Raw genomic sequence first — 10228 nt, 5'->3', positions numbered from 1 at the left:
CTGCGAGGAGGCGATCCGGCTGGCGCGGCTCCTGCTCAGGCTGTTCCAGACCGAGCCGGAGATCATGGGGCTGACGGCGCTGCTGCTGCTGCAGCATGCGCGAGCGCCGGCACGCTTCGACGCCAGTGGCGAGATCGTGCTGCTCGAGGACCAAGATCGGTCGCTCTGGAGCCGCAAGATGATCGACGAGGGCCTGGCGCTTGTCGACAAGGCGCTGCGCCACCAGCAGCCCGGCCCCTACCAGGTGCAAGCGGCGATCGCCGCGCTGCATGCGCGGGCGGTGAAGCCCGAGGATACCGACTGGACCGAGATCGACCTGCTCTACAGCCTGCTCGAGCGCATGCAGCCGTCGCCGGTGGTGACGCTCAATCGCGCCGTCGCGGTGGCCAAGGTGCGCGGGCCCGAGGCGGCGCTCGCCATGATCGAGCCGCTTGCTGACAGGCTGTCCGGCTATTTCCACTTCTTTGGCCTCAAGGGCGGGCTGCTGATGCAGCTCGACCGCGGCGATGAGGCGCGCGTTGCCTTCGACCGGGCGATCGCGCTTGCCAACACCGCCGCCGAGGCGGCCCATATCCGCATGCATATCGACCGGCTGATGAAGGAAGGCGCCGAGCGGGCCGCGCAAAAGGCGCGCTGAGCTCTCGTCTCGAAAGTCTGGCCCAACCTTGGGCGCCGGGCTTAGACCATGCCGGGGTGGCGGTTTTTCCCCGAAACGAGTAATGCCACGCCATGAACGCGCTCCGACGTGCCCGACGGCACGGATAGGGTGGCGCATGGCTTTGTCCTGTTGCCTTGCGACGGGATCTGAAAGGGACAAAAATGACGATAGCGAAGGAAACGGCCGCACTTCTGGAGAAACTCGGCGTCGCCAAGGACGCGCTTTCCGGCGGCGACCTGATCGTGCGCAGCCCGGTGACGGGAGAGCAGATCGCGACGCTGACGACGATCTCGCCGGCGGATGCGGCCAGGACCATCGACGCCGCCCACAAGGCGTTCCAGGCCTGGCGGCTGGTGCCGGGACCGAAGCGCGGCGAGCTCGTGCGCCTGCTTGGCGAGGAACTGCGCGCGCACAAGGCCGAGCTCGGCCGGCTGGTGTCGATCGAGGTCGGCAAGATCCCGTCCGAAGGCCTTGGCGAGGTGCAGGAGATGATCGACATCTGCGATTTCGCCGTCGGCCTCTCCAGGCAGTTGTACGGCCTGACCATCGCCACCGAACGGCCCGGCCACCGCATGATGGAGACCTGGCATCCGCTGGGCGTCGTCGGCGTCATCTCGGCGTTCAATTTTCCGGTCGCGGTATGGTCGTGGAATGCTGCCCTTGCGCTGGTGTGCGGCGACGCCGTGGTGTGGAAGCCGTCGGAAAAGACGCCGCTGACCGCGCTTGCCTGCGAGGCGATCTTCAAGCGCGCGGTCAAGCGCTTCGGCAGTGACGCGCCGGCAGGACTGGCGCCGGTGCTGATTGGCGACCGCGCCGTCGGCGAGATCCTGGTCGACCATCCGAAGGTGCCGCTGGTCTCGGCCACCGGCTCGACCCGGATGGGCAGGGATGTCGGTCCGCGGCTGGCCAAGCGCTTCGCGCGCGCGGTGCTGGAACTCGGCGGCAACAATGCCGGCATCGTCTGCCCGACCGCCGATCTCGACATGGCGCTGCGCGCCATCGCCTTTGGCGCCATGGGCACGGCCGGACAGCGCTGCACGACGCTGCGGCGCCTGTTCGTGCACGAAAGCGTCTACGACGCGCTGCTGCCGCGCCTCAAGAAGGCCTACCAGAGCGTCTCGGTCGGCAATCCGCTGGAGACGTCTTCGCTGGTCGGTCCGCTGATTGACAAGGCCGCCTTCGACAACATGCAGAAGGCGCTGCAGGAAGCCACCGCCCATGGCGGCAAGGTGACCGGCGGTTCGCGGGTCGAGAACGGCCATCCGGACGCCTACTACGTGCACCCTGCGCTGGTCGAAATGCCGAAGCAGGTCGCGCCGGTTACGGAGGAGACTTTCGCGCCGATCCTCTATGTAATGAAATACACCGATTTCGACGCCGTGCTCGACGAGCACAATGCGGTCGGCGCCGGCCTGTCGTCGTCGATCTTCACCCGCGACTTGCAGGAATCCGAGCGCTTCCTCGGCGTCGACGGCTCGGACTGCGGCATCGCCAATGTCAACATCGGCACCTCGGGCGCCGAGATCGGTGGCGCGTTCGGCGGCGAGAAGGAAACCGGCGGCGGCCGCGAGAGCGGCTCGGATGCCTGGAAGGCCTATATGCGGCGCGCCACCAACACGGTGAACTATTCCAAGGCGCTGCCGTTGGCCCAGGGCGTGTCCTTCGACATCGACTGAGGCCATCGCAACTCGATGGGTTGATGACCATGATTTGCGGCATCTCCCGCACGGGGATGCCGCCGCGATCATCTGTCGGCTTGCGTGCCGAAGGCCTCAGCGAAAGCGGCGTCGATGATGGCCAGCTTCACGGCCTGGGCGGTCATGTACTCGTTGTAGAAATCGCGCGACACCCACATCACCGATTGGCCGCGTTGGCCAAGCCAGCCGATGCTGCCCATCTCCTCGGCGTCGCGCAGCTTGCGCGCAAGGTGGGTGCGCGAGAGCTTCAGCCATCCGACGAAGTCGCCGATCGAGACCACGACGGTCGGGATGCGGTCCTGGCCGGCATGATCGGGATCGATGCCCGAAATCAGCCAGTCCATGACGGCGCCGCCGTTGTTCAGCCAGGTGAACAGCGAAAAGGTCTGTTTGGGCTCGCGCACCGGGTGGGACGAAAGCAAGCCGTCGGCCACCAGCGGCTGCAGCCTGGCCAGCGCGTCGGATCGCGCAAGAAAGAGGGACAGCCGGTTCGCGCCGTCGAGACCGTCCAGCGTCTGCAAATGGGCAAGCATCCAGCCCAGCACCTCCTCCAGGCTCGACCGCGTCGGCTGCACGGGGCGAATGCGCGCGTCCTCGTCGGCCGGCACGACCTCGATGAAGTAGTGAAGCATCTCCTTGATGAAGGCGTCGGCGGTGTTGCGGCTGGCCACCTGATGCTGACGGATGGCGTCGATGATACGGGCCGCCGTCGCTTCCTTGCGGTAGTCGCCGGGGTCGCGCCTGAAATGCAGGGCCAGGCCGATATGGGCCATCAGCCAGCGCTGCTGCGTGGCAAAGACGGACGAAAGGCGCGGGTTTGCCTGGTAGGCCTGGTTCATCGCAAGCGCCTGCATCCGCACGCAGCGGTGCAGCGCCGGATGGTCGGCAATCTCTTCGGCGTTCAGCGTCATCGCCCCAGACCCGCTTACGTCTCGACGACTATAGCCGATAGCAGTTTCAACCAGCCGCCGCCAGCCGGTCGGCAGGGCATCACGCAGGTTGTGAAGAAGGCGGTTGCTCAGCCGCTATCCGGCGCTGGAAAACAGGCCTCGAAGGCCGCGTCGACAACGGCGAGCTTGGCCGCCTGGACGGCCATGTATTCGTGGTAGAATTCTTTCGAAACCCACATCAGGGAATGGCCGCGCTGGCCGGTCCAGCCGATGCTGCCGAGTTCCTCGGCGTCGTGCAGCTTGCGCGCGAGATGGGTGCGCGACAGCTTAAGCCATCTGGCAAACTCCGCGATTGAAACGATGCTGGTCGGGATGCGGTCCAACCCGGCATTCTGCGGATCGATGCCGGACATCAGCCAGTCCATGACGATGCCGCCATTGTTGAGCCAGATGAACAGGGAGAAGGTCTGCTCGGGCTCGCGTACCGGCGTCGAGGACAGCAGGCCGTCCGCGATCAGCGGCTGCAATCTGGCCAGCATTTCGGGCCGCTCGAGGAAGGTCGCCAGCCGGTTGCGGCCGTCGAGGCTGTCCAGCGTCCTCAGATGAGCGAGGACCCAGCCGGTGAATGTCTTGATGGTGGCCGCTGTCGGCTGCATGGGGTGAGCGCGCGCATCTCCGCTGGTCGGCAGATATTCGGCGATGTTGTAATGCAGCATCTCCTTGATGAAGGCTTCCGCCGTGTTGCGGCTGGCCACCGAATTCTGGCGTATGACCTTGAGGAAGCGCGCCAGGGTCAGCGCCGTGTGATGGTCGTTCGGGTCGCGCCTGAAATGCAGCGCGAGGCCGACATGGCCCATCAGCCAGCGCTGCTGCGTGGCGAAGATCGCAGCCAGCCGCGGGCTCGTCTCAAAGATCTGGATAAGCGCCCGCGACTGTTCCTGGACACCGCGGTGTACAGCCGGATGGCCGGCAATATCTTCGGCTTTAAGCGCCATCCTGCTCCTGCTCCGATTCAGCCCTCCGAACCGTGAAAACAGGGCGCACATTTCCAGCCTTCATCGTTGGTGTCCAGTGGCGCGATCACCGTACCAAAGTAGGTCAGGTTGCATTCGGGCCAAGGCCGTTTTCCCCCGTTAACTCTTTGCAACCGTTCGCAAAAACCACTCCCAACAATAGTCAGGCCGACAGCCCCGGTTGCATTGATGCACGCAAAGGGCGGGCATAGGTTTCGCGCCATCCGGCCGGCGATGATTGTCAGGACTCGAGCGCCTGCCGCAGTGCCGGACCGCTCCTGACGCGCAGGTCGAGATCGGCCTCGATATGGTCGATGTGGTGCAGCATCAGCGCGCTGGCGCGTTCGGCGTTGCCGTTCTCCAGCGCCTGCAGGATCTGCAGATGCTCGTTGTGGCCGCAGCTCGAAATGCCGGAGCGGCCATAGAGCGCGATCACCAGAGAGGAGCGCGCGACCAGTTCTTCCATGAAGCGCTGCAGGATGACGTTGCCGGCCACCGATGCCAGCAGCAGATGGAAATCGCCGGAAGCCTTGATCTCGGAGCGCCTCGCGCTCGGCCCGCGCTCGGCGATGAAGCGGCCCTCTTCTTCGAGCTGTGCCTTGAAGGCGGCAACGTCAGCCGGTGTGATGCGCCCGGCAGCGGCAATCGCGATGCCGGGCTCGATCAGCCGGCGCGAGGCAAAGACCTGGCGCGCCTCTTCCGGCGAGGGGTTGGCGACGAAGGCGCCGCGATTGCGCTCGGTGCGCACCAGGCCTTCGAAGGAAAGCATCTGCAGCGCCGCGCGCGCGACGGTACGGCTGACATCGAAAAGGGTGCCGACCTCGCCTTCCGACAGCTTTGTTCCGGGCGCCAGCCGGCGGTCGACGATGGCGTCGCGCAGCTGGTCGCGGATCGCCTGGGCGCGATCCTCGTTGGCATTGTCGACGGCAGGGAAGGTCTGGTCGGCGATGTTCATGGCGGTAAGGTCCCTCAGCACTTCTAGCCTGAATCGGGCCGCCTGCACGAGAGCCAAAGTGAACGCAATCGCAGAAAAGATTGCATACGATTTCTGCTTACATCGCCAACAATCGCCCATAATTTGTGCATCGCACAAGAATGCCGCTTTGTCAGGCGGTGGGCGCGGCCGCCGATTTTTCCGAGGATTCAACCGCTTGAGGGTAGCGGCGGGCAACTGGCACGCATGATGCTTTGGTTAATCCGAGCAAAGAGGAGCCCGGATGTCCAAAGCCGCCGAGATCGACATCGTGTCCGTTTCGAAAGTCTACGGCGCAACCACCGCTGTCGAGGACATCAGCCTCAAGATTCCGGCCGGCACCTATTGCTGCCTGCTCGGTCCGTCCGGCTGCGGCAAGACCTCGACGCTGCGCATGATCGCCGGGCACGAAAGCATCTCCAGCGGCGACGTCCGTCTCGGCAACGTTGTCGTTACCGACCTGCCGCCGGCCAGGCGCGGCACCGCCATGATGTTCCAGTCCTATGCGCTGTTTCCGCATCTCGACCTTGTCGACAACGTCGCCTTCAGCCTGAAGATGAAGGGCGTCGGCAAGGCGGAGCGCCACGCCAGGGCGCTCGACGTGCTGAAGCTGATGCAGATGGACGGCTATGCCAGCCGCCGTCCGGCGCAGCTTTCGGGCGGGCAGCAGCAGCGTGTGGCGCTGGCGCGCGCGCTGATCACCGACCCCGAAGCGCTGCTGCTCGACGAGCCGCTTTCGGCGCTCGATCCATTCCTGAAGATCCGTATGCGGGCGGAGCTGAAGAAACTGCAGGCCTCGCTCGGCATCACCTTCGTCCACGTCACCCACAGCCAGGAGGAGGCGATGGCGCTGGCCGACCTGATCGTGGTGATGAACGATGGCCGCATCGAGCAGGCGGCGCCGCCGCGCACGGTGTTCGAACGGCCGGCGACCGCGTTCGTCGCCCGCTTCATGGGCGACCACAATGTCGTCTCCGGGCGTGTCAGCGGCGAGCGCGACGGCTTGGTGTTCTTCGATGTGCCGGGTGGCGCCTCACTGGCCGCGAGCGGGCAGGCCCGCGAACCCGGCGCGCCGATCGACATCGCCATCCGCACCGACCATGTGCGCGTCGGCGAAGCGCCGGCGGCGGGGCTCGGCTTCAGCGGCATCGTTTCCAACGTCGAATATCGCGGCGCGACCGTGAAGCTCTCGGTCAATGGCGCCGGCATCGAGGATTTCACCGTCATCCTCGATGACGAGAGCTTCTACGCCAGGCCGGTCGCCGTCGGCGACGCGGTACCGATCGCCTGGGATGTCGAGGACGCGATCATCCTCGGCCGTCTCAATTCCTGAACCATCACAACCAAAAAGGGGAACTGACAATGACCAACACCACCGACAAGAAGACAGGCATTTCCCGCCGCTCGCTGCTCAAGACGGGTGCCGCGGCGGTCGGCCTTGCCGCCGGCTCAGGCATCGTCACCGGCTTCCCGACGATCTGGGCGCAATCGAACATCACGCTGCGCCAGTTCGGCACCGGCGTGTCGAACCTCAATGCCATCGCCGAGAAGTGCAAGGCGGACCTCGGCATCACGCTGGAGATGACGGCGACCGATTCCGACGCCGCCGCGCAGCGCGCGGTGACGCAGCCCGACAGTTACGACATCGCCGACATCGAATACTGGATCTGCAAGAAGGTGTTTCCCACCGGCGTGCTGCAGCCGATGGATGTCAGCAAGCTGAAATATTACGACGAACTGGTGCCGCTGTTCAAAACCGGCAAGCTGACGCCGGACAGCGTCATCGCCCAGGGTACCGCGCCGCACACGGTCGGCTATGTCGAGGCGCAGGACAGCAAGGTCTTCGCCAAGGCGCCGACCGACTGGTTCACCATGGTGCCGACGATCTACAATGCCGACACGCTGGGCATCCGTCCCGACCTCGTCGGCCGCGACATCACCACCTGGGCCGACATCATGGACCCGGCCTTCAAGGGCAAGACCGCGATCCTCAACATTCCGTCGATCGGCATCATGGACGCGGCGATGATCATGGAGGCCACCGGCAACATCAAATACGCCGACAAGGGCAACATGACCAAGGAGGAGATCGACAAGACGATCGACTTCCTGATCAAGGCCAAGCAGGCCGGGCAGTTCCGCGCCTTCTGGAAGTCCTTCGACGAGAGCGTCAATCTGATGGCGTCGGGCGAAGTGGTGATCCAGTCGATGTGGTCGCCGGCCGTGGCCGCGGTCCGCTCGAAGGGCATTGCCTGCCGGTTCCAGCCGCTCAAGGAAGGCTATCGCTCCTGGGGCGGCGGCCTCGGCCTTGCCGCGCATCTCAAGGGCGCCGAGCTCGACGCCGCCTACGAATACATCAACTGGTACACGTCCGGCTGGGTCGGCGGCTATCTCAACCGCCAGGGCTACTACTCGGCCAACATGGTGTCGGCCAAGAAGTTCATGTCCGAGGACGAGTGGGGCTACTGGATCGAAGGCAAGGCGGCCAAGGGCGATATCCTGTCGCCGGACGGCAAGGTCATGGAGAAGGCGGGCGCGGTGCGCGACGGCGGCTCGTTCGAGCAGCGCATGGGCAAGGTCGCCTGCTGGAACTCGGTCATGGACGAGGACCGCTACATGGTGAAGCGCTGGAACGAGTTCATCGCCGCGTGATGCACTGATGGCGGATGACGGCGCGACGCCGTCGTCATCCGCAAACACAACCACTCGTCGGATATCCAGCATGACAGTCGCGCTCGAACGCCCTGCAATGGCCGCGGCCAGGCCCGTAAGGCGCCGTCGTTTCTCGATTGGCGCCATCGCCCCCTATCTGCAGGCGACGCCGCTTGCCCTGATCCTCGGCGCGTTCCTGCTGCTGCCGATCCTGATGATCGTTGTCGTCAGCTTCTGGGACTACGATTTCGCGGCGATGTATCCGGATTTTCTGACCACCAATTATGCGGATGTGCTCGGTTCCTGGGTCACCTGGAAGACCTATCTCAACACGCTGAAATACGCGGCCATCGTCTGGGCGCTGACGCTCTTAATCGGCTTCTGGGTCGCCTATTTCCTCGCCTTCCACATCCGCACCACGGCCATGCAGATGGTGCTGTTCCTGGTCTGCACCGTGCCGTTCTTGACCTCCAACATCATCCGCATGATCTCGTGGATCCCGGTGCTTGGCCGCAACGGGCTGGTCAACTCGACGCTGGTGCAGCTGGGGCTGGTGCCGAAGCCGGTCGAATGGCTGCTCTATTCCGAATTCGCCGTGGTGCTCGCCATGGTGCATCTCTACACGCTGTTCATGGTGACGCCGATCTTCAACACGCTGATGCGCATCGACCGCTCGCTGTTCGAGGCCGCGCGCGACGCCGGCGCTTCCGGCTGGCAAATTTTGTGGAACGTCGTCATCCCGCTGGCCAAGCCAGGCATGGCGATCGGCACCATCTTCGTCGTCACGCTGGTGATGGCCGACTTCTCCACCGTGCAGGTGATGTCGGGCGGGCAGAGCGCCTCGGTCGCGCTGATGATGAAGAACCAGATGTCGCTGCTGCAATATCCGGCCGCCGCCGCCAACGCGGTGGTGCTTCTGGTGCTGGTGCTTTTGATGGTCGCCGGCATCCTGCGCATCGTCGACATCCGCAAGGAGCTCTGAGGCGATGCACCGCGAGAAGCGAACTCTCGAATTCTACCTGCTGGCGGCGTTCTTCGCGCTGTTCGTGCTGTTTCTCTACGGGCCGCTGTCGGCGATCCTGATCCTGTCCTTCCAAGGCGAGAATGGCGGGCTGACCTTCCCGCTCAACGGCGTCTCGCTGCACTGGTTCGCCAATCTGTTCGAGAAGCAGGCGGTAGGCGATTTCGGCGGCAGCTTCAGGCGCTCGCTGGCGCTCGGCCTGATGGTGATGGCGGTAACGGTCACGGTGTCGCTGCTCGCCGGGCTCGCCTTCCGTCGCAAGTTTCGCGGCGCCGCGGCCTTGTTCTATCTCGCCGTCGCCAGCCTGGTCGTGCCGTCGATCATCATCAGCCTCGGCATCGGCGTCGTCTTCCAGCAGATCGGCTTTCGTCCCGCGTGGTACACGTCGGCTTTCGGCGCGCATCTGACCTGGACCTTGCCGTTCGGCGTGCTGATCATGTTCGCCGTCTTCAACCGCTTCTCGCCGGCCTATGAGGAAGCCGCGCGCGATCTCGGGGCGTCGTCCTGGCAGACCTTCGCGCATGTGGTGCTACCGATGATCGCGCCCAGCCTGATCGGCGTCGGCCTGTTCGGCTTTACGCTTTCCTATGACGAGTTCGCCCGCACGCTGATGACGTCGGGCAGCTTCAACACGCTGCCGCTCGAGATCTACGGCATGACGACGAATGTAACGACGCCGGTGCTCTATGCGCTTGGCACGGTGACCACCGTGTTCTCTTTCCTGGTGATCCTGCTGACGCTCGGCGCGATCGTCTATGTCGGCCGCCGCCGGGCGCGAGCCTGAACGGAGCCAACGTGCAGATTCTTGTGGTGAACCCGAACACGACCGCCAGCATGACCGAAACCGTCGCGGCGGCCGCCCGCTCGGTTGCCAGCGTCTCGACGGAGATCTTCGCAGTCACCTCGTCGATGGGGCCGGTGTCGATCGAGGGCTACTACGACGAAGCACTTGCCGTGCCCGGCCTGCTGGTCGAGATCGCCGCCGGCGAGCGTGCCGGCGCGCAGGCGGCGATCATTGCCTGCTTCGACGACACCGGGTTGGACGCGGCGCGCGCCATGGCGACCATCCCGGTCATCGGCATTTGCGAAGCGGCGCTCAGCGTCGCCTCCTTCATTGCCCAGCGCTTCAGCGTGGTGACCACCACCGAACGTTCGCGCGTGCCGGTCGAAGAGCTGGTGCGGCGCTACGGCATGGCCGCGCGAGCCCGCGTGCGCGCCGCCGACATTCCGGTCCTGGCGCTGGAGGACCCGTCGTCGGGCGCCATCGTCAAGCTGCGCGACGAGATCGCGTGCGCCATCGAGCAGGATCGCGCGGCCATGCCGT

At 65.0% G+C, this 10228-nt stretch carries 9 protein-coding genes and 1 pseudogene; 7 read left to right on the top strand and 3 right to left on the bottom strand.

The features are described from left to right. Together EN780_RS18650 and EN780_RS18645 are read left to right on the top strand one after the other, a co-directional pair. A partial coding sequence (locus EN780_RS18650; RefSeq protein ID WP_348631263.1) for a DUF6596 domain-containing protein occupies window positions 1-637 on the top strand: 637 nt, incomplete at its 5' end. 182 nt (window positions 638-819) lie between these two features. Beyond that, window positions 820-2334, top strand: a complete 1515-nt coding sequence (locus EN780_RS18645; protein WP_128274954.1) for an aldehyde dehydrogenase family protein — start codon at window positions 820-822, stop codon at window positions 2332-2334. Between the two features lie 68 nt (window positions 2335-2402). Here the strand turns inward: EN780_RS18645 and EN780_RS18640 are convergent, their stop codons facing one another. The 3 genes from EN780_RS18640 to EN780_RS18630 form a co-directional block, all read right to left on the bottom strand. Next, the gene (locus EN780_RS18640; protein ID WP_128274953.1) at window positions 2403-3266 is read right to left on the bottom strand and encodes a hypothetical protein; all 864 of its coding nucleotides are present in this window, start codon (window positions 3264-3266) and stop codon (window positions 2403-2405) included. Between the two features lie 107 nt (window positions 3267-3373). Further along, window positions 3374-4240: a hypothetical protein gene (locus EN780_RS18635; protein ID WP_189556605.1), complete on the bottom strand. Its 867-nt coding sequence runs from the start codon at window positions 4238-4240 to the stop codon at window positions 3374-3376. A gap of 259 nt (window positions 4241-4499) precedes the next feature. Next, window positions 4500-5213, bottom strand: coding sequence for a GntR family transcriptional regulator (locus tag EN780_RS18630; RefSeq protein WP_127284722.1), 714 nt, complete (start codon window positions 5211-5213; stop codon window positions 4500-4502). A gap of 262 nt (window positions 5214-5475) precedes the next feature. On the opposite strand from EN780_RS18630, the gene EN780_RS18625 reads away from it, so the two are divergent. The 5 genes and pseudogenes from EN780_RS18625 to EN780_RS18605 form a co-directional block, all read left to right on the top strand. Beyond that, window positions 5476-6564 (top strand): ABC transporter ATP-binding protein, encoded by a 1089-nt coding sequence (locus tag EN780_RS18625; RefSeq protein WP_128274951.1) that lies wholly within the window; start codon window positions 5476-5478, stop codon window positions 6562-6564. 29 nt (window positions 6565-6593) lie between these two features. Continuing rightward, on the top strand, window positions 6594-7883 hold the full coding sequence (locus tag EN780_RS18620; RefSeq protein WP_128274950.1) for a PotD/PotF family extracellular solute-binding protein: 1290 nt from the start codon (window positions 6594-6596) through the stop codon (window positions 7881-7883). Window positions 7884-8025: 142 nt separating this feature from the next. Beyond that, window positions 8026-8865 (top strand): annotated as a pseudogene (locus EN780_RS18615) (ABC transporter permease); the annotation flags it as partial. Between the two features lie 4 nt (window positions 8866-8869). Then, the gene (locus EN780_RS18610) at window positions 8870-9688 is read left to right on the top strand and encodes an ABC transporter permease (protein WP_127284718.1); all 819 of its coding nucleotides are present in this window, start codon (window positions 8870-8872) and stop codon (window positions 9686-9688) included. Window positions 9689-9699: 11 nt separating this feature from the next. Continuing rightward, a partial coding sequence (locus EN780_RS18605; protein ID WP_128274949.1) for an aspartate/glutamate racemase family protein occupies window positions 9700-10228 on the top strand: 529 nt, incomplete at its 3' end.

It is taken from the genome of Mesorhizobium sp. M4B.F.Ca.ET.089.01.1.1, from assembly GCF_004022605.1.
Classification (GTDB): Bacteria; Pseudomonadota; Alphaproteobacteria; order Rhizobiales; family Rhizobiaceae; genus Mesorhizobium; species Mesorhizobium abyssinicae.
Note: the sequence above shows the minus strand (reverse complement) of the source record. Positions and strands in the feature narration are given on the sequence as shown.

Bases quoted from the DNA above. Each gene is read 5' to 3' on its own strand.
- EN780_RS18645 (WP_128274954.1), top strand. From the start codon at position 820: ATGACGATAGCGAAGGAAACGGCCGCACTTCTGGAGAAACTCGGCGTC.
- EN780_RS18640 (WP_128274953.1), bottom strand. From the start codon at position 3,266: ATGACGCTGAACGCCGAAGAGATTGCCGACCATCCGGCGCTGCACCGC.
- EN780_RS18635 (WP_189556605.1), bottom strand. From the start codon at position 4,240: ATGGCGCTTAAAGCCGAAGATATTGCCGGCCATCCGGCTGTACACCGC.
- EN780_RS18630 (WP_127284722.1), bottom strand. From the start codon at position 5,213: ATGAACATCGCCGACCAGACCTTCCCTGCCGTCGACAATGCCAACGAG.
- EN780_RS18625 (WP_128274951.1), top strand. From the start codon at position 5,476: ATGTCCAAAGCCGCCGAGATCGACATCGTGTCCGTTTCGAAAGTCTAC.
- EN780_RS18620 (WP_128274950.1), top strand. From the start codon at position 6,594: ATGACCAACACCACCGACAAGAAGACAGGCATTTCCCGCCGCTCGCTG.
- EN780_RS18610 (WP_127284718.1), top strand. From the start codon at position 8,870: ATGCACCGCGAGAAGCGAACTCTCGAATTCTACCTGCTGGCGGCGTTC.